Raw genomic sequence first — 22,796 nt, 5'->3', positions numbered from 1 at the left:
CCGCGCCGGCCCCCGCATCCGAGACAATTCGACAGGGAGTCCCGTTGACCGGACACGCCACGATCGGCAACGCCACGACCCGCCACCAGAACGTGGCGCTGTTGTCGGTCGCCAGCACGATGGCCGAGCGCGTGACGACGTCCGCCAGCATCGACGAGAAGCTCCGCCCGGTGCTCGAGCGCCTCAAGCTGCCGACGGGCCTGCTGCAGCGCGTCGCCGGCGTCATGGAGCGCCGCAACTGGAGCGAGGGCCAGAGCTTCGACGAGGCCGCCATCGACGCGGGCCGTCGCGCGCTCGCCGAGGCGGGCGTCCGCCCCGACCAGGTCGGCCTGCTCATCAACACCTCGGTCACGCGTCCCCACCTCGAGCCGTCGGTCGCCGTGCGCCTGCACCACGGCCTCGGACTGCCGTCGTCGGCCACGAACTTCGACATCGCCAACGCCTGCCTCGGCTTCGTCAACGGCATGACGCTCGCGGCCCAGCTGATCGACGCGGGCCAGATCGAGTACGCCGTCATCATCGACGGCGAGGACGCCGACGACGTGCAGGTCAACACGATCGACCGCCTGCTCACCAAGGGCTACGAGCGCGACGACTTCATGAGCGAGTTCGCGAGCCTCACCCTCGGCTCGGGCGCCGCGGCCGCCGTCATCGGCCGGGCCGACCGCCACCCCGAGGGCCACCGCATCCTCGGCGGCGTCACGCGCGCCGCGACCGAGAACTACGACCTCTGCGTCGGCAGCGTCGACGGCATGTTCACCGACGCCAAGGCCCTGCTCAAGCGCGGCATGGAGCTCGTCGTCTCGGCCTGGAAGGAGGCGAAGCGCGACTGGAACTGGCAGCGCATGGACCGATACATCATGCACCAGGTCAGCGACGTGCACACCGGCGCCTTCGTCAAGGCCGCCGGCATCGACCGCAAGCGCGTCCCCCTCACCTACCCGACGCTCGGCAACGTCGGCCCGGCGTCGATCCCGATCACCCTCGTCGAAGAGTCCGCGAGCCTCTCGAAGGGCGACCGGGTGCTGCTCATGGGCGTCGGCTCGGGCATCAACACCGCGATGATGGAGCTCGCCTGGTGAGTCGGCTGCCCTCGGCCGCGCGGGCGACGTCGCCCGCGACGCTCCCCCCGGCCGGGCTCGACGGCCTCGACCCGAGCTGGTCGCGGCTCGTCACCGTCCCGGCCGGAGGCGCGGAGCCGGTCGACCGCACCTGGCACCTCCTCGACACCGCGGCCGCGCTCGCCGCGCTCGGCGTCGAGCCCGTCGGCACCGTGCTCTGCGTGCACGGCAACCCCACGTGGTCGTACCTCTGGCGCCGCCTCGCGACGCAGGCGACCGAGGCCGCGGCGGCCGGGCGTCCCGCCTGGCGCGTCGTCGCCGTCGACCAGCTCGACATGGGCTTCTCCGAGCGGACCGGCACGACGCGCGGCCTGCCGCAGCGCGTGGCCGACCTCTCGGCGCTCACCGACGAGCTCGGCCTCGAGGGGCCGGTCGTCACCCTCGGCCACGACTGGGGCGGCGTCGTCTCGTCGGGCTGGGCCGTCGACCACCCCGAGGTGCTCGCCGGGCTGATGCTGCTGAACACGGCCGTGCACCAGCCGGCCGACGAGCCGATCCCGGCGCCCCTGCGCCTCACCCTCGCCCGCGGCGTGCTCGGCCGGGCCACCGTCGCGACGACCGGGTTCCTCGACGTGACGCTCGCGCTGGGCCACCCGCGCCTGCCCGCCGCCGTCAAGGCCGGGTACCGGGCCCCGTACCGCACCGCCGAGCGCCGGGGAGGCGTGGGCGGCTTCGTCGCCGACATCCCCGTCGACGAGGCGCACCCCAGCCGGGCCGAGCTCGACCGCATCGCCGGCGGCCTCCGCGAGCTGAGCGTGCCCGCGCTGATGCTCTGGGGCCCCCGCGACCCGATCTTCGGCGACCGGTACCTCGACGACCTCCGCGACCGCCTGCCGCACGCCGACGTCCACCGCTTCGAGGGCGCGGGCCACCTCGTCGCCGAGGACGTCGACACAGCCTCCGCCGTGCTGACCTGGCTGGGCGACCGCCTCGGGTCGGCGACGGGCGTCGACGGGCCGGCCCGCGCCTCCGGTGCGGCGTCCGTCACGGCCGACGAGGGACCGCAGGAGGCGCGGGTCGACCCCGCCGCCCGCCGTCCCCTCTGGTCGCACCTCGACGAGCTCGTCGGCAGTCGCGACACCGCGCTGATCGAGATGGTGCCGTCGGGCTCCCGGGGCTCGGGCGCCGGGCCGCGCCGGGTCTCGTGGGGCCTGCTCTCGCGTCGCGTGACCGAGATCGCGCTCGGGCTGAGGAAGCACGGCGTGCGGCCCGGCGACCGGGTGTCGCTGCTCGTGCAGCCCGGGGCCGACCTGACCGCCGTGCTGTACGCGTGCCTCCGCCTCGGGGCCGTCGTGGTCGTCGCCGACGCCGGGCTCGGCGTCCGCGGGCTGACCCGGGCCGTGCGCGGCTCGTGGCCCGACCACGTCATCGGGCAGCTGCCCGGGCTCACTGCGGCCCGCGCGCTCGGCTGGCCGGGCCGGGTCGTGTCGACGCAGACGCTGTCGCCCGTGCTCGCGCGGGCCCTCGGGGTCGAGGCGTCGCTGCCCGAGATCGCCGCCCTCGGGCGCCGGGCCGCCGCCGCGCTGGCCGAGCTGCCCCCCGTGCCGTCGGAGGACGCCCCGGCCGCGATCCTCTTCACGTCGGGGTCGACGGGCCCCGCCAAGGGCGTCGTCTACCGGCACGGCCAGCTCGAGGCGCTCCGCGACGCCCTCGCGGCGCAGTACGGCATCGGTCCGGGCACCGGGCTCGTCGCCGGGTTCGCGCCGTTCGCCCTGCTCGGGCCCGCCCTCGGCGCCACGAGCGTCACGCCCGACATGGACGTCACGGCGCCCCGCACGCTGACCGCCCGCGCGGTCGCCGCCGCGACCGCCGCCGTCGACGCCACGGTGGTGTTCCTCTCCCCCGCGGCGCTGACGAACGTCGTCGCGACGTCGGCCGCCCTCGACGACGCCGACCGGCGGGCGCTGGCCGGGGTCGAGACGTTCCTGTCGGCGGGGGCTCCGGTGTCGGGGTCGCTGCTCGCCGCGGCCGGCGAGCTCATGCCGAGCGCGACCCCGCACACCCCGTACGGCATGACCGAGGGGCTGCTGATGACCGACGTGACGCTCCAGGGCGTGCGGGCGGCGGCGGTGGACGCGGCGGCCGACACCGCGGCGGACGACGGCAGCACGGCCGGGAGCAGCACCACCGCCGGCAGCACCACCGTCGGCAGCACGGGCCGCGCGGCGGCGGGCGGCGTCTGCGTGGGGCTGCCCACGGCGACCACTCGCGTGCGGATCGCCGGCCTCGACGAGCGGGGCCGCGCCTCCGACGCGTCCACCGACGCCCCCGGCGTCACGGGCGAGATCGTCGTCTCGGCGCCGCACCTCAAGACCGGCTACGACGCCCTGTGGCTGACCGACCGCGAGACGGTGCGCGGCGTCCCCGCCGGCGAGCGGTGGCACCGCACCGGCGACGTCGGCCACCTCGACGCCGCGGGGCGGCTCTGGGTCGAGGGACGCCTGCCGCACGTCGTGACGACGGCCTCGGGTCCGCTCACGCCCGTCGCCCCCGAGCAGGCCGTCGAGCGCGTCTCCGCCGTGGCCCGGGCGGCCGTCGTCGGGGTCGGCCCCGCCGGCACGCAGCAGGTCGTCGTGGTGGTCGAGACGGCGCCTCGCTCGCGTCGGCCCGGGCTCGCGGGGCCCGACCTCGCCGCCGACGTGCGCGACGCCGTGCTCGCCGCGACGGGCCGCCGCGTCGCCGCCGTGCTCGTCGTGCCCGACCTGCCGACCGACGTGCGGCACAACAGCAAGATCGACCGGGCCCGGCTCGCCCGCTGGGCGACGTCGGTGCTCTCGGGCGGGCGGATGGTGCGCCCGTGAGGGTGCTCGTCACGGGGGCCAGCGGTCTGCTCGGCGGAGCCGTCGCGCGGGCCGTCGCCGCCGCGGGGCACGAGGTCACGACGATGCAGCGCCGCCGCTCGGGCGTCGCGGGCGCGACGGACGTGCTCGGCTCGGTGACGAACCCCCGCGCCGTCGCGGCCGCGGTCGCCGGCCAGGACGCGGTCGTGCACCTCGCCGCCAAGGTGTCGCTCGCCGGCGACCGGGCGGACTTCGAGGCGGTCAACGTCGAGGGGACGCGGTCGCTCGTCGCCGAGATGCGGCGGGCCGGGGTGCCGCGGCTCGCGTTCGTGTCGTCGCCGTCGGTGGCCCACTCGGGGTCGTCGATCGTCGGGGCGGACGCCGAGCCCGCCGCCCCCGGCCACGCCCGCGGGCACTACGCCCGCACGAAGGCCGCCGCCGAGCGGATCGCCCTCGGCGCCTCGGACCCCGAGCTGCGGGTCGTCGCGGTGCGCCCGCACCTCGTCTGGGGCCCGGGCGACACGCAGCTCGTCGAGCGCATCGTCGACCGTGCCCGCTCGGGGCGCCTGCCGCTGCTCGACCACGGCGCGGCCCTCATCGACTCGACCTACGTCGACAACGCCGCCGACGGCATCGCCGCCGCCCTCGAGCGCGTCGACGCCGTGGCGGGGAACGCCTACGTCGTCACCAACGGTGAGCCGCGGACCGTCGCCGACCTGATGGGCGGGATCTGCGCCGCCGCCGGGGTCGCGGCCCCGCGCCTCCGGGTGCCGTCGGGGGTCGCGCGCGCGGCGGGGTCGCTCGTCGAGCGGGCCTGGGCCGTGCGGCCGGGGCAGGACGAGCCGCCGATGACGCGCTTCCTGGCAGAGCAGCTCTCGACCGCCCACTGGTTCGACCAGCGGCGGACGCAGCGCGACCTCGAGTGGACCCCCGCGGTCAGCCTCGACGAGGGCCTGCGGCGGCTCGCCGCCTGGTACGCGGCGGGCCAGCCCGCCGTCTGAGCCGCCGCGGCCCGCGCCCGCAGCCGCGGCCCGCAGCCACACCCGCGAGCTAGATGACGCCCTCGCTCCACGGGTCGGGGTTGCCGAAGCGGTGCGCCGTGATGGCGACGGCCTGCTCGCGCAGGAACGGCAGCAGCTCGAGCCGTCCGGCCGGCGTCACCGGCGCCGCGAACACGGCCACCGACGGGTCGCCGCCGAGTGCCGCAGCCAGCCCCGAGGAGGCGCCCCCCGCGTCGCCCTCGCCGGTCACGAGGCGCACGCGCTCGGTCCGCACCGCGCCGGCACGCACCCGGCCGTGCCAGGCCGCGTCGTCCTCGACGACGAGCGAGCCCGAACCCAGGGCGGAGCCCGACGAGCCCGCACCGGCACCGGTACCCGCAACCGCCGGAGCGGCGCCGACCCGCAGCCGCAGCGCCGACGCGAACGCGGCCGGCAGCTCCACCGAGCTCGACACCGTCAGCGGCGCCCCCGAGCGGAGCCCCGCCACGAGCACGCGCACGACGTCGGCCGGGTCGGCCCCGTCGGCCACGCGCACCGTCACCGGCAGCGGCCGGTAGCGCAGCAGGTCGCGCTCGAGCCCGAGCGCGCTGACGTCCCTGGCCACGCCGAACTCGTCGTCCCACGCCTGCTGGTCGGTGGCGGCCGCAGCGGCCACGCGACCGGCCGCGCCCGGCGCCCCGAGCAGCGGCGTCGCCACCTGGAGGGCGGCCGCGACGGCGGCGCCGACCCGCGCCTCCGGCACGCTCGCCAGCTCGGTGGCGCGCCACGACCCGAGGTGCACGAGGTAGTTCGGCCCGCCGGCCTTGGCCCCGGCGCCGACCGACGACTTCTTCCAGCCGCCGAACGGCTGACGCCGCACGATCGCCCCGGTGATGCCGCGGTTGACGTAGAGGTTGCCCGCCTCGACCTGCTCGAGCCAGGTGCCGAGCTCGCCCGCGTCGAGCGTGTGCAGCCCGGCGGTGAGGCCGTAGTCGGTGGCGTTCTGCAGCTCGATCGCCTCCTCGAGGGTGTCGGCGGTCATGACGCCGAGCACGGGCCCGAAGTACTCGGTGAGGTGGAACTCGCTGCCCGGGCGCACGCCGGTGCGGACGCCGGGCGACCAGAGGCGGCCGGCCTCGTCGAGGCGACGCGGCTCGACGAGCCACGACTCGCCCTCGCCGAGGGTCGTCAGGGCGTCGAGCAGCTTGCCCGCGGCCGGCTCGACGATCGGGCCCATCTGCGTCGTGGGGTCGGTCGGCCAGCCGACGCGGAGGCTCGACACGGCGTCGACCAGCTGGCGGCGGAAGCGCTCCGACGTGCCGACCGAGCCGACGAGGATCACGAGGCTCGCCGCCGAGCACTTCTGCCCCGCGTGCCCGAACGCCGACTTGACGACGTCGGAGGCGGCGAGGTCGAGGTCGGCGCTCGGCGTCACGACGAGCGCGTTCTTGCCGCTCGTCTCGGCGAGCAGCGGCAGGTCGTCGCGCCACGAGCGGAAGAGCGCCGCGGTCTCGAACGCGCCGGTGAGGATCACGCGGTCGACCGCGGGGTGCGAGATGAGCCGGCGGCCGAGGTCGCCTTCCTCGACGTCGACGAGGCGCAGCACGTCGCGCGGCACGCCCGCCTCCCACAGGGCCTCGACCAGGACGGCGCCGCAGCGCCTCGCCTGGCCAGCCGGCTTGATGACGACGCTGCTGCCCGCGGCGAGCGCCGACAGCACCGACCCGGCGGGGATCGCGACGGGGAAGTTCCACGGCGGGGTGACGACGGTGAGGCGCACGGGCACGAAGTCGGCCCCGTCGACGCCGTCGAGCTCCTCGGCGAGGTGCGCGTACCAGGTGGCGAAGTCGACGGCCTCGCTCACCTCGACGTCGCCCTCGGCGACGGTCTTGCCGGTCTCGCTCGCGGCGACCTCGATCAGGTCGGCCCGGTGGGCCCGCAGCGAGTCGGCGGCGCGGCGCAGCACCTCGGCCCGGCCCGCGCCCCCGAGGGCGGCCCACGAGGAGGCGCTGGCCACCGCGCCCTCGACCACCGCGTCGAGCGTCGCCTCGTCGGTCACGGCGGCGGCGGTGATCGCCTCGACGCCCAGCGTGCTCGCCTCGGCCCGGCGGAGGATCTCCCGGCCCCAGGCACGGTTCGCGGCGAGGGCGGGGTCGGTGTCGGGCTCGTTCTCGAACGGGTGCCGGGCGAGCGACCCGGCGCCGAGGTGCCCGGCGGTGAGGGCGGTCGGCGCGAGGGGGCCCGCGGACGCGGCCCGCGCCTCCTCGGGTCGGCTCTGGACGCGGTGCGGCGCGGGCACGACGTCGTCGACGTCGGCGAGCGAGGCGAGGAAGCGGCCCTTCTCGCGCTCGTACATGGCCTCGTTCGACGCGAGCTCGAAGACGGCCGACATGAAGTTCTCGCTCGAGGCGTTCTCCTCCAGGCGGCGGATGAGGTAGCTGATGGCGACGTCGAACTCGCGCGGGTGCACGACCGGCGTGTAGAGCAGGAGGCCCCCGACGTCGGCCGCGACGAGGGCGGCCTGCCCCTCGGCCATGCCGAGCAGCATCTCGAACTCGACGCGGTCGTGCACGCCCCGCGCCTCGGCGAGCAGGTGGGCGAACGCGATGTCGAAGAGGTTGTGGCCGGCGACCCCGATCTTCACGGCGCGGGCCCGCTCGGGCGTGAGGGCCCAGGCGAGCACCCGCTTGTAGTTCGTGTCGCTCTGCTGCTTGGTGCCGTAGGTGGCGAGGGGCCACTCGTGCAGGGTCGCGTCGACGGTCTCCATGGCGAGGTTCGCGCCCTTGACGACGCGCACCTTGATCGCGGCGCCGCCCGCGTCGACGCGCTCGGTCGCCCAGGCCGTGAGGTGCTGCAGCGCGCCGAGGGCGTCGGGCAGGTAGGTCTGCAGCACGATGCCGGCCTCGAGGCCGCGCAGCCGGGGCTGGTCGAGGAGGCGCGTGAAGACCTCGACGGTCAGGTCGAGGTCGCGGTACTCCTCCATGTCGAGGTTGATGAACTTGGGCGTCGCGGCCGAGGCGGCGAGCTCGTAGAGCGGCGTGAGCTTCTCGACGACGCGCTCGACGGTCTCGTCGAAGGCCCACATCGAGAGCTGGCTGACGATCGACGACACCTTGATCGAGACGTAGTCGACGTCGTCGCGGGCGAGCAGGGCGCGCGTGCCGGCGAGGCGGTGCTCGGCCTCGGCGTCGCCCAGCACGGCCTCGCCGAGCAGGTTGAGGTTGAGCCGCGTGCGGGTGCCCGACCCGGAGCCCTTCTCCTGGATGGCGCGGATGGCGGAGCCGAGCTTCGCGGGGCGGGCGTCGGCGATGAGGTGGCCGACCATGCCGCGCAGCACGCGGCGGGCGACGGGCACGACGACGCCGGGCAGCACGGGCGCGAGCACGCCGCCGCAGCGCACGGCTGCGCGCATGTACCAGGGCAGGAAGGCCGGCACCTGCGACGCGAGGCCGGCGAGCTCGTGCGCGGCGACGCGCAGGTCCTCCGGGCGGACGACGCGGTCGACGAACCCGATCGTGAAGGCCAGGCCCGACTCGTCCTTGAGCACCTGGGCGAGCAGCTGGGCCGAGCCGGTGCTCGGGGCGCCGGAGGCGTCGTGCGCCCAGCGGCGGGCGAGGGCGACGGCGGCGTCGCCGATTCCGTCGGGGAGGGCGGTGGCCGGGGCGGCCGTCTGCTCGATGTCGGTCATGAGGCTCACGGTACGACCGAACTTGCCACGCGGCAAGGTTTGACATCTGACCGTAACAAGGGGTGCGTGGACAGGACGGTCGCCCCTGGTGCCGGGACCGTGGTGCTGCTACTTTCTGCGCAACCGCACCGTCTGGTCCGGTGACGACGTCGACGGCCCGGAGGCCCTCATGGCGATGATCGAGGCTCGCGGCCTGACCAAGGCCTACCGCTCGAAGTCGGGGCCGGTGCACGCCCTGACGGGGCTCGACCTCACCGTGCCCGAGGGCACCGTGAAGGCCCTGCTCGGGCCCAACGGCTCGGGCAAGACGACGACCGTCAAGATGCTGACGACGCTCGAGCGCCCCGACGAGGGCTCGGCGGCCATCGCCGGCATCGACGTGCTGGCCGACCCGCAGGCCGTCCGCCGCACCATCGGCGTCTCGGGCCAGTACGCGGCCGTCGACGAGAACCTCACCGGGTTCGAGAACCTCGACATGATCGGACGGCTCTACCACCTCGGCGCGAAGGTCTCGCGCGACCGGGCGCGCGAGCTCATCGACGTCTTCGACCTCACGGCCGCGGGCGACCGGCCGGTCAAGGGCTTCTCCGGCGGCATGCGGCGACGCATCGACCTCGCCGGGGCGCTCGTGACGAACCCGCGCGTGCTCTTCCTCGACGAGCCGACGACGGGCCTCGACCCGCGCAGCCGACTCGCGCTCTGGGAGATCATCACCTCGCTCGTCGCCGGCGGCACGACCGTGCTGCTGACGACGCAGTACCTCGAGGAGGCCGACCGGCTCGCCGACGACATCTCCGTCATCGACGAGGGCCGGGTCATCGCCGAGGGCACGGCCGACCAGCTCAAGGCCCAGGTCGGCGGTCACCGCCTCGTCGTCGCGCTGGTCGACGAGGCCCGGGCGGCGCAGGCCCTCGAGATCCTCGGCCGGCACGGCGACGGGCACCCCGTGCTCGGCACCGACGGCCGCCAGGTCGAGGTGGCCGTCACCGACGGGCCGACCGCCCTGCAGCGGTCGCTCGCCGACCTCGGCGCGGCCGGCATCGAGCTGCACGACGCCGGCATGCGGCGCCCCACCCTCGACGACGTCTTCCTGCAGCTCACCGGGCGCAAGGCGGTCGAGGACGCCGACGACGACGACCCCGCCGCCCCGACCGACAAGAAGAAGACGAAGCACAAGACCACGAACGACACGACGGAGGAGGCACGGCGATGACCGCGACCGCGACCGCCCTGACGCAGACCCTCGTCCCCACGACCGACACCGGGCTCGGCACCTGGGCCTCCGACGGCTGGACCGTGACGAAGCGCAACCTGATCAAGGTCAAGCGCTCCCCCGACATGCTGATCTTCGCCGTGCTGCAGCCGATCATGTTCGTGCTGCTGTTCAGCCAGGTCTACGGCGGGGCGATCGCGGTCGAGGGCACCGACTACACGCAGTTCCTCATGGCGGGCATCTTCGCGCAGACCGTCGTCTTCGGCTCCACCTTCTCCGGCGCCGCGATGGCGCAAGACCTGAAGGAGGGCATCATCGACCGCTTCCGCACCCTGCCGATGAGCCCGTCGGCGGTGCTGGTCGGCCGCACCGCGAGCGACCTCGTGCTCAACGGCATCTCGGTGGTGATCATGATGCTGACGGGCCTGCTCGTCGGGTGGCGCGTGAACACGTCGCCGCCCGAGTTCCTCGCCGGCGTCGGCATGCTGCTGCTGTTCAGCTACTCGTTCAGCTGGGTCATGGCCCTGCTCGGCATGAGCGTGGCGACCCCGGAGACGATCAACAACGCCTCCTTCATGATCCTGTTCCCGCTGACGTTCATCTCGAACGCGTTCGTGCCGAGCGACACCCTGCCGACCGTGCTGCGCGTGATCGCCGAGTACAACCCGGTGTCGGCGCTCGTGCAGGCCGTCCGCGAGTCGTTCGGCAACGTCGGCACGACCCCCGTGCCCGACGTCTGGACCCTGCAGAACCCGCACCTCACGGTCGCGATCGGCATCGCGGTGATGCTGGTCGTCTTCGTGCCGCTCTGCGTCCGCAAGTTCCAGCGGATCAGCGCGAAGTAGCACCCGGCACGGGCTCCGCCGTGCCCTCCCCCGCGGGAGGCGCGCCCCGGCCCCGCCCCCCGACCTCGGCCCGCACGGCGGCGTCGAGCTCGTCGGTGGGCACCGTCAGCACGCTCGCCACGACGAGGCGCATCAGCTCGGCCACGTGCACGACGTCGCGGCGGTAGAGCCACTGCAGCTGCAGGCCGTCCTGCACGGCGAGCACCACGCGGGCGGCGGCCTCGGCCGTGAACCCGTCGCGGAGCCAGCCCCGGCGCTCGGCGACGCCGAGGTAGGCCGAGGTCGAGGCGATGATGCGGTCGTAGTACTCGGCGTAGTAGTCGTGCGCGGGGTGGTCGCCCGAGGTCGCCTCGGCCGACGCCGTGATGAACAGCGAGATGACCTGCGGCACGTCGACGTTGTACTCGGCCAGCTTGACCAGCTCGGCGAGGCGCATGCCGCCGACGTCGTCGAAGTGCTGCCGCAGCCGCTCGTCGCGGCGGCGGAGCACGGCCATGAGCAGCTCGTCCTTCGTGGCGAAGTAGTGCATCAGCGACTGGTGCGAGACCCCGCACTGCCGGGCGATCTCGCGCAGCGACGCCCCGTGGAACCCGACCGTGCCGAAGACCGGCAGCGCGGCGTCGAGGATCGCCTCCCGCTTGGCCACGCCCTTGCGGTACCGGCCCGGACGACCGGCCGGCGGGCTCGCGGACGCGCCCCGCGCCTCCTCGGCGGGGGTCGTCGTCGGCTCGGCGGGCTCGTGGGTCATCGGGGCCAGCCTAGGTCGGGGCGGGCCCGCATCGTCACGCGCGTAGGCTGCGCCGGTGAGATGGTCGCTGCTGCGCATCCCGGCGTTCCGTGCGCTGTGGCTCGGTCGGCTGCTGTCCTGGGTCGGCAGCGGGCTCGCCCCGCTCGCCCTCGTCTTCGCCGCGATCGACCTCGGGGCCGACGCGCTCGGGGTCGCCCTCGTCGTCGCGGCCCGCTCGGTGCCGAACGTCGCGCTCGTGCTCGTCGGCGGCGCGCTCTCGGACCGGTGGCCCAAGCGGGTCGTCGCCGTGGCCTCGTCGGCCCTGTCGTCGGCGGCGCTCGTCGTCGCGGCGACCCTGCTGCTGCTCGACCGCGAGACGCTCGCCGCCCTCGCGGCCGCGGCCGCGGTCAACGGCGCGGCGGCGGCCTTCTTCGGACCGGCGACGAGCGCCCTCCTGCGCGACGTCATCCCGCCGAGCGCGATCCGCGACGGCACCGTGCTCGCCCGCACGAGCATGAACGTCGGCCTCATCGTCGGCACCGCGCTCGGCGGCGCGGTCGTCGCGACGCTCGGCACCGGCGTGGGGCTCGCGGTCGGCGCGGCGCTGTTCGCGGCGGCGGGGTTGGTCTTCCGGGGCGTGCCCCGGGGGCTGCCCCGCGCCTCCGCCGGGGGCTCGCTGCTGCGCGACCTCGGGTCGGGGCTCGCGTTCGTCGGCCGCTCGCGCTGGCTGACGGCGACGCTGACGCTGGCCTTCGCCTTCCAGTTCGCGTTCGCGGGCGGGGTGCAGATCCTCGGGCCGCTCGTCGCCGACGAGTCGTTCGGCCGCCTGCTCTGGGGGCTCGCCGGCGCCGTGCAGACCCTCGGGCTCGTGGTCGGCGCGGTCTGGGCGGGTCAGCTGCGCGGGCGCCTGAGGCTCGCCGTCGCGAGCCTCGGGACCACCGCGCTCGTGGCGCCGCTGCTGCTGCTCGCCGGCGCCCACGTCGACGTGCCGGGGGTGCTCGACCCGCCGCTCGTCGACCCGTTGCACTGGTTCTTCTGGCTGAGCGTCGGCCTCTTCGTCGCGAGCGTCGGCCTCGAGGTCTTCACGGTGCCGCTCGACGTGACGATCCAGCTGCAGGTGCCGCCCGCCTACCTCGGCCGCGTCTTCGCGTGCCTGACCCTCGCCTCGCTCGCGGGCATGCCGGCGGGCGAGCTCGTCGTCGGGCCGGTCGCCCGCGCGGTCGGGGCGCCGGTCACGCTGCTCGGGCTCGCGGCGCTCGTCGTCGTCGTGGCCGTCGCGGTGGCGCTCACGCCACGCGTGCGGAAGGTCGACGCGCTGCAGGCCTGACCCGCCCCGCGCCCGGACGCGACGACGCCCCGGCCCCCGCGGAGAGCGGGCGGACGGGGCGTCGGGAGGCGCGGGTCAGGAGTAGTCGCCCCGCACGATGGCCTCGGCGTACTTCCGCACGTCCGGCCCGGGCTCGTAGTCGATGAAGCGGTCCTTGAGCTTCTCGTTGAGGGCCGCGAAGGCGTCCTCCCACGGGGTGCCCTCGGCGGTGCTGCCGGCCACGTCGCGGACGGCCTCCTGCAGCACACGGTCGGCGTCCGTCAGGATCTTGTCTCGGGCCTCGTCGTTCCAGGCCACGTCGGTCAGGTCTGCCACGGTGCTCCCCCCTACTTCTTCGCCGCGGTGAGGGCGGACTCCTTGTGAGCCGCCTCCGCGTCGGACTTGTCGGACTTGACGATGAAGTACGGCTCGTCGCCCGAGGCCTTGAAGGTCTGGCCGTCGAACTCGAACTCCTTCACGCGCTTGTCCTGGACGGTGCCGTGGGTCTCGCCCTGCGGCGTGTTCCACGTCACGTGGTCGCCCTTGCTGAACGTCATCGTGCCTCCTCGGTGATGGGTGCGCTGGACGCTACGCCGCACCCGCCCCGGCCCCGCCGGGAGGGGTACACCGTCAGGAGGAGAAGCCGCCGTCGCTCCCGATCAGCTGGCCCGTCACCCAGCGGCCCTCCGGCGCGAGGAGGAACCGCACGAGCGACGCGGCGTCGCCCGGGGTGCCGAGGCGGCCGGTGGGCTGCATGGCGGTGAGCGTCGCGCGGGTCTCGTCGTCCATCCAGCCGGTGTCGACCGGGCCGGGGTTGATCGCGTTCGACGAGACGCCGAGGGGCGCGAGCTCGCGGGCGGCCGCGATGACGATGCGGTCGAGCGCGCCCTTGCTCGCGCCGTAGGGCAGGTTGCCGACGGTGTGGTCGCTCGTCATCGCGACGACGCGCGCGCCGTCGGCCAGCTCGGCCACGGGCGGCAGGCGCTCGGCGAACGCTTTCATCAGGAGCCAGGCCGCCCGGGTGTTCACCGCGACGTGCCGGTCGAACGACTCGAGCGTCGTGTCGAGGATGGTCGAGTCGGACTGCACCGCGTGCGAGAGCACGAGCGCCGTGACCGGGCCGAGCTCGGCGGTCGCCTCGGCCACGAGGCGCTCGGGGACGGCCGGGTCGGCGAGGTCGCCGACCTGCACGAGGGCACGGCGGCCGCGCTGCTCGATCTCGGCCGCGAGCGCGGCCACGTCGTCGGTCGGCTCGAGCGCGACGATCGCCAGGTCCCAGCCGTCGTCGGCGAGGGCGAGGGCGACGCCGTGGGCGATGGAGGCGGCGCGGCCGACGCCGGTGAGCGAGCACGTCTTCGTGGGCATGCCCGTCAGCGTAGCCCGGGGCGGTCAGCGACCGCGGCGGGGGCGGCTGCGGCCGGTGCCGCGCTGCGGCCCGCGGCCCTTCGTGGGCGTGCGCTTCGCCGGGCCCGAGCCCCGCGGGTCGGGAGCCGACCCCTTGCGGACCGGGGCGGCGGGCGCGTCGTCCTCGCGCCTCCTCGACCGGCTGCTGTTGCGGGTGCGGCCGCGGACCACGCCGATGAAGTCGTCGATGTCGTCGTCGAGGCGCCCCTCGGGCCAGACCAGCGCGATCGTCGTCGGCTCGAGGTCGGAGACGAAGCGGTGGGTCGTGCCCTTCTGCCCGTGCAGGCGGGCGAGCGACTGCGGCATGACGGCGACCCCGGCGCCGGTGGCGACGACCCCGACGGCGTCGGCGAGCGAGAGGGCGGGGTCGAGGTCGTGGCGGGCCTCGTCGGCGAGGTCGGCGACCGAGACCTCCTCCTCTTTCCCGAGGGCGGCGACCGGGTGGTCCTTCGAGACGACGACGACGATGCGCTCCTCGTAGAGCGGGATCGCCGAGAACTCGTCGCCGGTCGGCAGGGGCAGCCGGGCGAGCAGCATCTCGACGGCGCCGTCGCCGCGGAGGGCGTCGAGCGGGGCGGGCCCGTCGACCTCGACGACGTCGAGCGGCAGGTCGGCGCGGCGCTCGTCCCACAGGCGCGACCACTTCGAGAGGGTCACCCCGGGCACGAACCCGATGCGGAAGGAGGCGCGGGCCGGCTCGGTCGTCATCGCCCCAGGCTACCGGTGGCCCGCTCCCGCACCGCGGGGGCCGGTACCCTGGGCGGATGAGCGACGACACCCCGCACGGCAAGACCCCGCAGACCCTCAAGCCCTTCACGGCCGCCAAGAAGCTCGGGGTGCACCTGCCGGCGACGCCCGAGTCGTTCCAGCAGGCACCGATCACGCGCGACGAGTTCGCCGCGCTGCAGTCCGACCCGCCCGAGTGGCTCGCCGAGCTGCGCCGCACCGGCCCCCACCCGCGACCCGTCGTGGCCCAGAAGCTCGGCGTCACGATCTCGGGCCTCGCCCGCGCCGGCGTCGACGACGCCCTGACCACCGCCGAGATCCAGGCGCTGCTCGAGCAGAAGCCCGAGTGGCTCGTCGTCGAGCGCGCGAACATGGCCGAGGTGCGCGACGAAGAGCAGCGCGTGAAGGACCGCGACGCAGGACGCGCCGCCCTGAGGGCCGAGCGCGAGCGCGAGGGCAGCTGAGGCTCGTCGCGACTCCGGCCGCGTCGGTCGTGGGCCGCGCGGACCCCGGGGCGGCCCGGTCGCGTAGGTTCTGAGCCATGTCCTTCAACGACGACGCGCGCCTCGACAGCAGCAAGGTCAAGCGGCGCGGCCGCGGCCGCACGACCGGCATCGCCGCGGGCGGGGTGGGCATCGTCGGCATCATCGTCGTCGCGCTGGTGCAGCAGTTCACCGGCGTGAACCTGAGCGGGCTGCTCGACGGAGGATCGGTCGGCGCGCCCCAGCAGATCGAGTCGACCGCGGTCGCCGGCTGCACGACCGGCGCCGACGCCAACGCCGACGTCGACTGCCGCATGGTCGGCGCGGCGAACTCGCTCGACGCCTACTGGGCGGGCGCGGCGCCCGAGATCGGCGTGGCCGACTACCGCACCCCCGACTTCTTCCTCTTCACCTCGTCGGTCGACACCGGCTGCGGCGGCGCGACCAGCGCGACGGGACCCTTCTACTGCCCGCCCGACCAGGCCCTCTACGTCGACACCGACTTCTTCGAGCAACTGCGGTCGCAGTTCGGCGCGAGCGGCGGGCCCCTCGCCCAGATGTACGTCGTCGGGCACGAATGGGGCCACCACATGCAGCAGCTGAGCGGCGCGTTCGAGGCCGCCGACCGCAGCGGCACCGGGCCGGCGTCCGACACGGTGCGCCTCGAGGTGCAGGCCGACTGCTACGCCGGGGCATGGATCGGGGCGGCGACGACCGTGCGCGACGACGCGGGCACCACGTTCCTCGAGCCGGTGACCCAGGCCCAGGTCGCCGACGCGCTCGACGCCGCCGCGGCGGTGGGCGACGACCGCATCCAGGCCGCCGGCGGCGGACGGGTCGACCCCGACACCTGGACCCACGGCTCTGCCGAGCAGCGGCAGCGCTGGTTCGAGACCGGCCGTGCCGGCGGCCCGACCGCCTGCGACACGTTCGGCGTGCCCGCCTCCGCGCTCTAGCCGAGTCGGAGCGGTCGAACTCACAGCAACCACGCGACCCGCCGCCGCGCCCCGGGAGCAGACTCAGGTCACGCTGCGAGGAGGCACGACATGGCACGAACGGGCAGGGCGGTCGAGTTCGACCGGTACGGGGACGTCGACGAGCTGCACTTCGTGCCGCAGGAGCTGCCGGTGCCGGCCGACGACGAGGTCGTCGTCGAGGTCGTGGCGGCGGGCCTCAACCACATCGAGAACTTCATCCGCCGGGGCGACTTCGCCGAGCTGCTGCCTCGCGAGTTCCCCGCGCGGCAGGGGTCGTGCTTCGCCGGCATCGTCAAGAAGCGCGGCTCGGCCGTGCGCGACCTCGCGGTCGGGGCCGAGGTCATCGGCCACGCGATCGGCGGCGGCGCCCACGCGACGTGGGTGACGGTGCCCGCCACGGCCGTCGTCAAGAAGCCCCCGCACGTCTCGTGGGAGGTCGCGGGCGGCCTCTTCCTCGCCGGGGCCACCGCCTACGACATCGTCCGCGGCCTGCACCTCGGCGCCGAGGACGTCGTCGTCGTCAGCGCCGCGGCCGGCGGCGTCGGCCACATCGAGTGCCAGCTCGCCCTCGCGGCCGGCGCCCGGGTCATCGGCACCTGCAGCGAGCGGAACCACGACTACCTGCGCTCGATCGGCGTCGTCCCCGTCACGTACGGCGAGGGCATCCGCGAGCGCATCGAGGAGGCCGCGAAGGGCCCCGTCACCGCGTTCATCGACAACCACGGCGGCGACAACCCCGCCCTCGCCGACGAGCTGGGCGTGCCCGCGAGCCGCTTCAGCTCGAGCGAGCACCGCCTCGACGTCGAGGTGCGCTTCATCACCGCCGACCGCGACGACGCCGAGCCGGCGATGATCCTCTCGGCCCTGGCGAAGCTCATCGCCGAGCACAAGGTGCGCGTGCTCATCTCGGGCTTCTACCCGTTCGACTACGTGCAGCAGGCGTTCGCCGACCTCGCCGAGAAGCACTCGCGCGGCAAGGTCGTCATCGGCATGCAGCCCGTCGAGACCGGGCCGCGCTCGCACTGGTATCTCTCGGGCAAGGCCCGCAGCTTCGCCGAGTCGCACGACTGACCGGGCCGCGTCGGCCCCTACCCGGCGGGCCGACGCAGCAGGGCCCCGGGGGCCCGCACGGTCGCGGCGGCGACCCGCATGGCGTCGGTGAGTGCCGCCTCCCAGTCGGTGGGGACCGGCGCGGAGGCGCCGGTCGGCCCCGATCCCGCCGACCCCGCGAGCAGCGAGGCGACGATCGAGGCGAAGGTGGCGTCGCCCGCGCCCATCGTGTCGACGACGGGCCCGTCGGCCACGGCGATGTCGCGGTGGAGCACCTCGCCGCCGGCCAGCTGCAGCTCGGCCCCGGCGGAGCCGCGCGTCGCGAGCACTCCCCCGGCACCGGCGGCGAGCAACGCCTCCTGCCAGCCCTCGAGCGAGGTGCCGGCGACGAGGGCCGCGTCGTCCTCGCCGATCTTCACGAGCAGCGAGACCGCGGCCGCCCGGGCGAAGCCCTCGGCGAAGGCGGCCGCGTCGCGGAGGAACCCGGGGCGCGGGTTGGGGTCGACGACGAGCCGCGGGGGCTCGGCGCCGACCTCGGCCAGCAGGCGCTCGGTGAGGCGCGCGTCGTCGAACGGGTACGAGCTGACGGCGACGAGCGGCGCCACGGCGAGCGCCGCCCGCTGCTCGTCCGAGAAGTCGAGGCCGCGGCCGACCGCGGCGTCGCTGAACGCGTAGGTCGGCTCGCCGTCGACGCGTTCGGAGACCGCGCGCCCGGTGCCGAGGGGGTTGACCGTGGCGGCCAGCTCGACGCCGTGCTCGGCGAGGAAGGCCCGGATCGACCGCCCGTCGGCGTCGTCGCCGACCGACGCGAGCAGCACGGTGGGGACGCCCAGCCGGGCGAGCCCGACGGCGACGTTGAGGCCCGCGCCGCCGACGTGGTCGTCGGAGCCGTCGGGGGTGCGGAGTTCGTCGATGAGGGCGTCGCCGATGACGACGACACGGCCCTGTGCCTGGTCCATGCGGGCAGCCTACCGACGCCGCGCCGCCGGGAGGCGCCGCACTACGCTGGCGGCGTGACCCACTACGTACTGGCCGTCGACCTCGGCGGCACGAAGGTCGAGGCCGCGCTCGTCGACGCCGACGGCACCCTCGCCCCCGGCAGCCGCGAGCGCCGTCCGACCGGCGCCGCGTCCACCTCCGAGCAGCTGGCCGAGGCCGTCCGGCACGTCGTCGAGCACGCGCTGGGGAGCCTCGACGTGGCCGGGGGCGACGACCTCGTCGGCGTCGGCGTCGGCAGCGCGGGCCCCGTCGACCTCGAGCACGGCGCCGTCTCTCCGATCAACCTGCCCGCCTGGCGCGGCTGGCCCCTGCGCGACCAGGTCGCCGAGCTCGTCGCGGCCGCGGGCGTGCTGCCCGCGGGCGCCCCGGTCACCCTGCGGCTCGACGGCGTGAGCCTCGCCCTCGCCGAGCACTGGGTCGGCTCGACGCAGGGCGAGCAGAACGCCCTGGCGATCACCGTCTCGACCGGCGTCGGCGGCGGCCTCATCGTCAACGGCCGCCTGCTCTCGGGCGGCACCGGCAACGCGGGCCACATCGGCCAGATCCAGATCGCCGACCGGCCGGCGGGTCAGAACGCCTCCGAGGCGACCCTCGAGGTCATCGCGTCGGGCCCCAACGTCGTCGCGTGGGCGCGTCGGCAGGGCTGGCAGGGCGAGCGCGGCGAGGACCTCGCGGCGGGCTACGTCGCGGGCGACGAGCTCGCGGTCGCGGCGGTCCGTCGGTCGGCGAACGCGGTCGGCGAGGCGATCTCGTCGGTGACGACCCTGCTCGACCTCGACGTCGTGGCGATCGGCGGCGGCTTCTCGCGCGTCAGCACCGACTACCTCGACCTCGTGAGGCAGACCGTCGAGGAGGCGCCCGTCAACGGCTACGCCCGTCGCGTCCGGGTCGTCCCCTCCGGCCTCAGCGACGAGAGCCCGCTCGTCGGGGCCGCCGCCCTCGTGTGGCAGGCGGACCTGCTCGGCTGACCCCGCGCCTCCCCCGGCGGTCTCCCGGCGCCGGCCCTGTCCGGTCGTCGGCGAAGCTGACACGACCTCGAGATGATCTTCTCTCATGCGTCCGGATGACCTTCCGCAACGAATGCGCAACGGAGGGATCGGGGGCCCGGACCGACTCGTACCGTGAGGTCATCGGCCCCACGACGACACGGTCACCGGGGCCCGCGGAGCGAGCGACAGGCTCGCCCGACCGCATCGTCCGAGGGGAAGAACATGAAGAGATCCGTGCTCACCGCGCTGGTCCTGCCGTCCGTGATCGCCGTGACGCTGGGCGGGACGGCACTGTCGGCGCCGACCGCGTCCGCCGCGCCAGCACCGAGCTCCGCCTCCGCGGCGGCGCCCGATGACGGAGGCGCGGTGACCGACCCGACCGCGGCTCCGGTCCCCGACGCGGCCGCGCCCACGCCCGGCGGGACGCCGGCCGAGGCCACGCCCGGCACCACGCCGGCACCGGTCGGGCCGGCGCCCGCCGAGCCCACGCCGGTCGAGGCCACGCCGGTCGAGGCACCCGCCGGGCCAGCGCCCGTCGAGGCGCCCGCCGAGCCCGCGCCGGACGACGCACCGGTGTCGGACGACGCGGCCGACATCGCCGCCGCGACCGAACCCGGCACGGTGGCGATCTCCGGCACGACGGGGATCGACGACGTGCAGACGGCCGTGACCGAGGGATGGCCCGAGGGCACCACGTTCACGTACCAGTGGACGCGTGACGGCGCCGCCGTCGAGGGCGCCACCGCCGAGACCTACGTCCTCGTCCCCGCGGACGCCGGTCGCGTCGTCGAGGTCGCCGTCACGGGCACCGGGCCCGGCGTCGACGACGAGCCGACGACCGTCACGAGCGAGCGGGGCACCGCCGCGGGCGCCGTCCCGGCGTTCACCGCCCAGCCCGGCACGAGCCTCACCGTCGTCGCGGGCGAGCCGTACTCCTTCACGTGGGAGGCGTCGGGCGACCCCGCGCCGTACGTCGCGATCGTGGCCGACCCGAGGACGCTCGTCTCGACCCTGCCCGTGGGCGCCACGGAGACCCACGCCCCCGGCTCCGTCACGATCGCGGGGACCAGCACGTACGCCGAGTCGACGTCCTTCGGCGTCACCCCGATCAACGAGGCGGGCTACGGCCAGCTCCTCGTCGTCGACCTGCAGGTCGTGCCCGCGGCGGCGGCGAGCATCTTCGTCACGGCCGCCACCACCTCCGGCACGGGCGAGCCGACCTTCGTGGGCGCGGTCGCCTCGTCGCTCGACGGCAGCATCCTGCCGGTGAGCCTCGACGACGGCCAGAGCGTCCTGCTGGCGGCCTACGCCGGCGACGCGTTCGGCAACGCCGTGCCGCGCGAGGCCCTTCCCGCGGGGCTGGACGTGCCCGTCTTCACCAGCAGCGGTGACGCCGACGAGGCCGTCGTCCTGGACACCGGGTTCTCCGGCTTCACGGTCCACGGTCCCGGCACCCGTGTCGTGACCGCCTCGCTGGCGGGCTTCACGGCCTCGTTCCCCGTCGAGGTCCGGAGCACCGCGGTCGTCGTCCCGGTCGCGTCCGGCTCCGGACCGGCCTCCACTGCCGACAGCCTCGCCTACACCGGCGCCGAGTCCACCAGCGGCCTCCTCGCCGTCGCCGCCGGCCTCCTCGCCGCCGGCACGGCCCTGACCGTCGTGCGCCTCCGCCGCCGCGCCCAGCGCTGAGCACTCGCGACGGGCCCGTCGCCCTCCCCCTCCGGGAGGGTGACGGGCCCGTCGTCGTCCGCGGCCTCGCGGCTCCCCCGGTCAGTCCACGCCGGAGCCAGCTCGCGACTCCGACGGACCACGTGCGGGGTCCAGGCGCCCGGCCGCCGCCCTGCGCAGCCACGACCGCAGCACCAGGACGAGCAGGGTGGCCGTCGTCGCGGCGAGCGCGACGCCCAGCACCGCCAGGACCAGCGCGGGCGGGCCCGGCAGGAAGGGCAGCGTGGCGACGGCGACGAGCGTCGCGCCCGTCAGCGCCGCCGCGAGGACGTCGACGAGCCTCGACGCGGGCTGGCGCACGATGCTCCCGTCGTGGATCGCTCCGACGATCAGGGCCGTGACGAGCAAGACCGCCTCGACGCACACGCCGAAGGCGAGGACGGCCGCGAGCAGGGGGCCCTGCACGTGGCGGAACTCGGGATGCTCGACGGCGAGCGTGCCCGCGGTCTCGAGCGCGACGGCCCCGCCGACGACGACCCCGAGGGCGAGCAGGCCCAGGCCCGCCCACGACGCGTGGGTGGCGAGGGAGGACGAATGCCGCGGACCGGGGTTCATGTCTCGATGATCGACGCGCGACGATCGTCGGTCAACGCGCCCGGCCCCATCTAGTCCGCACGTCCGACCTGCGCCGGTCACTCCTCATCCGCTGGTCGCGCGAGATCGCGGACCCACGCCACCTCCCGCGCGAGCTGGCCGCTCTCGACGAAGAGTCGCACCTGGTGCGTCTCGGCGAGGACCACGGCCAGCTACGCCCTCCGCGTCGAGACCGGCGAGCGTGAGGTCCGCCTCGGCCAGGAACGCACGGACGTCGTCGACCTCCGCCGGGGCGACTCGCATCGGTGCCATGGCTCAGCCGCTCCGGCGCGACGAACGCGTCCCGGGCTCGATCACGCCGACACGCCTCCTCCGAGGCCGAGGCAGAACGCCATGACCGCCTGCTGGACCGGCAGCAGCGGCGCCTTGAAGGCATGGCCGACGAACGCCCGGTGCTCCACGGCGTCCGCGCTCACCTCGCGCCCACGCAGGAAGGGCGGGCACGGGGCGAGAAGGACCCCCGGCGGCGCCAGGTCGAGCACGTCCGCCGTCACGCGGTAGGGCTCGAGGAGCTCGGCGTGAGCACCAGGACCGTCGGTGAGGATCACGTCGGCCGACCGGACCGCGGCGCGCAGGTCCTCCGTCCAGGTCGCTCCGGGAGCGGCCAGTCCGGCCGGGCAGCACTGCGTCAGGTCCAGCTGCAGGACGCGGGCAGCCTCCTGCCAGGCCCGGGCGATGTTGCCGTCCTCGCCGACGAACAGCAGGCGCAGCGACGAGATGTCGCCGCGCTGCCGCAACGCGTAGAGGTCGGACAGCACCTCGCAGGGGTGGTTCACGTCGGTCATCGCGTTCACGACGGGGAGCGCCTGGGCCGCGGCCAGGCCCTCGACGACGGAGAGGTCCCGGTGGCGAGCCACGATGATGTCGGCCCAGGCGCTGAGGTACCGCGCGACGTCCGCCAGCGCCTCGGGCTTGTCGAGGGTGGTGTCGGGGAAGACGATCGGCTGGAGTCCCATCATCGCCGCACCACGCTCGAAGGTGACCCGCGTGCGGAGGCTGCTCGGCGGGAAGAACAAGATCGCCGAGCCCTCGACGGTCGGCCCTCGGGCCCCGACGTACGCGTCGGCGAGGTCGAACACGGCCTCCACGTCCGCGCGGGTCCAGTCGTCGAGCGTGATGAGGGATCGCATCCCCCCACCGTAGGGACTCCCGACCGTCGGTCGCCGACCGGTCACGACGGGGAGGCACGC

The 22,796-nt window shown here is 75.2% G+C and carries 20 protein-coding genes; 11 read left to right on the top strand and 9 right to left on the bottom strand.

Features of this window, described 5'->3' with window-relative positions:
• The first annotated feature begins 119 nt into the window (after positions 1 to 119).
• Genes EDF38_RS10325 through EDF38_RS10315 form a run of 3 tightly spaced genes read left to right on the top strand, consistent with a single transcriptional unit; the run spans position 120 to position 4,902 of the window.
• The gene (locus EDF38_RS10325; RefSeq protein ID WP_233572437.1) at positions 120 to 1,082 is read left to right on the top strand and encodes a 3-oxoacyl-ACP synthase III; all 963 of its coding nucleotides are present in this window, start codon (positions 120 to 122) and stop codon (positions 1,080 to 1,082) included.
• 5 nt (positions 1,083 to 1,087) lie between these two features.
• On the top strand, positions 1,088 to 3,922 hold the full coding sequence (locus EDF38_RS10320) for an alpha/beta fold hydrolase (RefSeq protein WP_123355923.1): 2,835 nt from the start codon (positions 1,088 to 1,090) through the stop codon (positions 3,920 to 3,922).
• On the top strand, positions 3,919 to 4,902 hold the full coding sequence (locus EDF38_RS10315) for an NAD-dependent epimerase/dehydratase family protein (protein WP_123355350.1): 984 nt from the start codon (positions 3,919 to 3,921) through the stop codon (positions 4,900 to 4,902). Before EDF38_RS10320 ends, EDF38_RS10315 begins: the two co-directional genes overlap by 4 nt.
• A gap of 49 nt (positions 4,903 to 4,951) precedes the next feature.
• On the opposite strand, the gene EDF38_RS10310 is transcribed toward EDF38_RS10315, so the two are convergent.
• The gene (locus EDF38_RS10310; RefSeq protein WP_123355349.1) at positions 4,952 to 8,569 is read right to left on the bottom strand and encodes a bifunctional proline dehydrogenase/L-glutamate gamma-semialdehyde dehydrogenase; all 3,618 of its coding nucleotides are present in this window, start codon (positions 8,567 to 8,569) and stop codon (positions 4,952 to 4,954) included.
• Positions 8,570 to 8,738: 169 nt separating this feature from the next.
• Here EDF38_RS10310 and EDF38_RS10305 point away from each other — a divergent pair, with 169 nt between their 5' ends.
• Together EDF38_RS10305 and EDF38_RS10300 are read left to right on the top strand one after the other, a co-directional pair.
• Complete coding sequence (locus EDF38_RS10305) at positions 8,739 to 9,782, top strand: ATP-binding cassette domain-containing protein (RefSeq protein WP_123355921.1); 1,044 nt, start codon at positions 8,739 to 8,741, stop codon at positions 9,780 to 9,782.
• Positions 9,779 to 10,627: an ABC transporter permease gene (locus EDF38_RS10300; protein ID WP_123355348.1), complete on the top strand. Its 849-nt coding sequence runs from the start codon at positions 9,779 to 9,781 to the stop codon at positions 10,625 to 10,627. The genes EDF38_RS10305 and EDF38_RS10300 overlap by 4 nt, the downstream gene beginning before the upstream one ends.
• On the opposite strand, the gene EDF38_RS15735 is transcribed toward EDF38_RS10300, so the two are convergent.
• Positions 10,614 to 11,375 carry a TetR/AcrR family transcriptional regulator gene (locus tag EDF38_RS15735; RefSeq protein WP_158613353.1) on the bottom strand — a complete coding sequence of 254 codons (762 nt, stop codon included), beginning with the start codon at positions 11,373 to 11,375 and terminating at the stop codon, positions 10,614 to 10,616. The two genes, EDF38_RS10300 and EDF38_RS15735, sit on opposite strands and share 14 nt — an antisense overlap.
• Before the next feature lie 55 nt (positions 11,376 to 11,430).
• Here EDF38_RS15735 and EDF38_RS10290 point away from each other — a divergent pair, with 55 nt between their 5' ends.
• Positions 11,431 to 12,681: an MFS transporter gene (locus tag EDF38_RS10290; RefSeq protein ID WP_123355347.1), complete on the top strand. Its 1,251-nt coding sequence runs from the start codon at positions 11,431 to 11,433 to the stop codon at positions 12,679 to 12,681.
• 75 nt (positions 12,682 to 12,756) lie between these two features.
• Here EDF38_RS10290 and EDF38_RS10285 read toward each other — a convergent pair whose 3' ends face one another.
• The 4 genes from EDF38_RS10285 to EDF38_RS10270 form a co-directional block, all read right to left on the bottom strand.
• Positions 12,757 to 12,996 carry a hypothetical protein gene (locus tag EDF38_RS10285; RefSeq protein ID WP_123355346.1) on the bottom strand — a complete coding sequence of 80 codons (240 nt, stop codon included), beginning with the start codon at positions 12,994 to 12,996 and terminating at the stop codon, positions 12,757 to 12,759.
• Positions 12,997 to 13,007: 11 nt separating this feature from the next.
• Entirely contained in the window at positions 13,008 to 13,217 is a 210-nt protein-coding gene (locus tag EDF38_RS10280) for a DUF2945 domain-containing protein (RefSeq protein WP_123355345.1), read from the bottom strand.
• Positions 13,218 to 13,290: 73 nt separating this feature from the next.
• Positions 13,291 to 14,025, bottom strand: a complete 735-nt coding sequence (locus tag EDF38_RS10275; protein WP_123355344.1) for an SDR family NAD(P)-dependent oxidoreductase — start codon at positions 14,023 to 14,025, stop codon at positions 13,291 to 13,293.
• A gap of 24 nt (positions 14,026 to 14,049) precedes the next feature.
• On the bottom strand, positions 14,050 to 14,772 hold the full coding sequence (locus tag EDF38_RS10270; protein WP_123355343.1) for a LysR family transcriptional regulator substrate-binding protein: 723 nt from the start codon (positions 14,770 to 14,772) through the stop codon (positions 14,050 to 14,052).
• Between the two features lie 56 nt (positions 14,773 to 14,828).
• Here EDF38_RS10270 and EDF38_RS10265 point away from each other — a divergent pair, with 56 nt between their 5' ends.
• The 3 genes from EDF38_RS10265 (at position 14,829) to EDF38_RS10255 (ending at position 17,320) form a co-directional block, all read left to right on the top strand.
• The gene (locus tag EDF38_RS10265; protein WP_123355342.1) at positions 14,829 to 15,254 is read left to right on the top strand and encodes a DUF5997 family protein; all 426 of its coding nucleotides are present in this window, start codon (positions 14,829 to 14,831) and stop codon (positions 15,252 to 15,254) included.
• Positions 15,255 to 15,331: 77 nt separating this feature from the next.
• Complete coding sequence (locus EDF38_RS10260) at positions 15,332 to 16,228, top strand: neutral zinc metallopeptidase (protein ID WP_123355341.1); 897 nt, start codon at positions 15,332 to 15,334, stop codon at positions 16,226 to 16,228.
• Positions 16,229 to 16,318: 90 nt separating this feature from the next.
• Positions 16,319 to 17,320 carry an NADP-dependent oxidoreductase gene (locus tag EDF38_RS10255; RefSeq protein WP_123355340.1) on the top strand — a complete coding sequence of 334 codons (1,002 nt, stop codon included), beginning with the start codon at positions 16,319 to 16,321 and terminating at the stop codon, positions 17,318 to 17,320.
• A gap of 17 nt (positions 17,321 to 17,337) precedes the next feature.
• Here EDF38_RS10255 and EDF38_RS10250 read toward each other — a convergent pair whose 3' ends face one another.
• Positions 17,338 to 18,258, bottom strand: a complete 921-nt coding sequence (locus EDF38_RS10250; protein ID WP_123355339.1) for a carbohydrate kinase family protein — start codon at positions 18,256 to 18,258, stop codon at positions 17,338 to 17,340.
• 54 nt (positions 18,259 to 18,312) lie between these two features.
• On the opposite strand from EDF38_RS10250, the gene EDF38_RS10245 reads away from it, so the two are divergent.
• Entirely contained in the window at positions 18,313 to 19,266 is a 954-nt protein-coding gene (locus tag EDF38_RS10245; protein ID WP_123355338.1) for an ROK family protein, read from the top strand.
• A 243-nt stretch (positions 19,267 to 19,509) separates the two neighbouring features.
• Positions 19,510 to 20,973: a hypothetical protein gene (locus tag EDF38_RS10235; protein WP_148061487.1), complete on the top strand. Its 1,464-nt coding sequence runs from the start codon at positions 19,510 to 19,512 to the stop codon at positions 20,971 to 20,973.
• 81 nt (positions 20,974 to 21,054) lie between these two features.
• Here EDF38_RS10235 and EDF38_RS10230 read toward each other — a convergent pair whose 3' ends face one another.
• On the bottom strand, positions 21,055 to 21,567 hold the full coding sequence (locus EDF38_RS10230) for a DUF2975 domain-containing protein (protein WP_123355335.1): 513 nt from the start codon (positions 21,565 to 21,567) through the stop codon (positions 21,055 to 21,057).
• Between the two features lie 332 nt (positions 21,568 to 21,899).
• Positions 21,900 to 22,736, bottom strand: coding sequence for an ornithine carbamoyltransferase (locus EDF38_RS10220; RefSeq protein ID WP_123355334.1), 837 nt, complete (start codon positions 22,734 to 22,736; stop codon positions 21,900 to 21,902).
• Between the last annotated feature and the right edge of the window lie 60 nt (positions 22,737 to 22,796).

This window comes from Frigoribacterium sp. PhB160 (assembly GCF_003751785.1).
In the GTDB taxonomy this organism is placed as follows: Bacteria; Actinomycetota; Actinomycetes; order Actinomycetales; family Microbacteriaceae; genus Frigoribacterium.
Note: the sequence above shows the minus strand (reverse complement) of the source record. Positions and strands in the feature narration are given on the sequence as shown.

Coding starts and splice junctions, on each gene's coding strand:
- EDF38_RS10275 (WP_123355344.1), bottom strand. CDS start 14,025: ATGCCCACGAAGACGTGCTCGCTCACCGGCGTCGGCCGCGCCGCCTCC.
- EDF38_RS15735 (WP_158613353.1), bottom strand. CDS start 11,375: ATGACCCACGAGCCCGCCGAGCCGACGACGACCCCCGCCGAGGAGGCG.
- EDF38_RS10230 (WP_123355335.1), bottom strand. CDS start 21,567: ATGAACCCCGGTCCGCGGCATTCGTCCTCCCTCGCCACCCACGCGTCG.
- EDF38_RS10255 (WP_123355340.1), top strand. CDS start 16,319: ATGGCACGAACGGGCAGGGCGGTCGAGTTCGACCGGTACGGGGACGTC.
- EDF38_RS10305 (WP_123355921.1), top strand. CDS start 8,739: ATGGCGATGATCGAGGCTCGCGGCCTGACCAAGGCCTACCGCTCGAAG.
- EDF38_RS10270 (WP_123355343.1), bottom strand. CDS start 14,772: ATGACGACCGAGCCGGCCCGCGCCTCCTTCCGCATCGGGTTCGTGCCC.
- EDF38_RS10300 (WP_123355348.1), top strand. CDS start 9,779: ATGACCGCGACCGCGACCGCCCTGACGCAGACCCTCGTCCCCACGACC.
- EDF38_RS10280 (WP_123355345.1), bottom strand. CDS start 13,217: ATGACGTTCAGCAAGGGCGACCACGTGACGTGGAACACGCCGCAGGGC.
- EDF38_RS10325 (WP_233572437.1), top strand. CDS start 120: ATGGCCGAGCGCGTGACGACGTCCGCCAGCATCGACGAGAAGCTCCGC.
- EDF38_RS10260 (WP_123355341.1), top strand. CDS start 15,332: ATGTCCTTCAACGACGACGCGCGCCTCGACAGCAGCAAGGTCAAGCGG.
- EDF38_RS10220 (WP_123355334.1), bottom strand. CDS start 22,736: ATGCGATCCCTCATCACGCTCGACGACTGGACCCGCGCGGACGTGGAG.
- EDF38_RS10250 (WP_123355339.1), bottom strand. CDS start 18,258: ATGGACCAGGCACAGGGCCGTGTCGTCGTCATCGGCGACGCCCTCATC.
- EDF38_RS10265 (WP_123355342.1), top strand. CDS start 14,829: ATGAGCGACGACACCCCGCACGGCAAGACCCCGCAGACCCTCAAGCCC.
- EDF38_RS10310 (WP_123355349.1), bottom strand. CDS start 8,569: ATGACCGACATCGAGCAGACGGCCGCCCCGGCCACCGCCCTCCCCGAC.
- EDF38_RS10235 (WP_148061487.1), top strand. CDS start 19,510: ATGAAGAGATCCGTGCTCACCGCGCTGGTCCTGCCGTCCGTGATCGCC.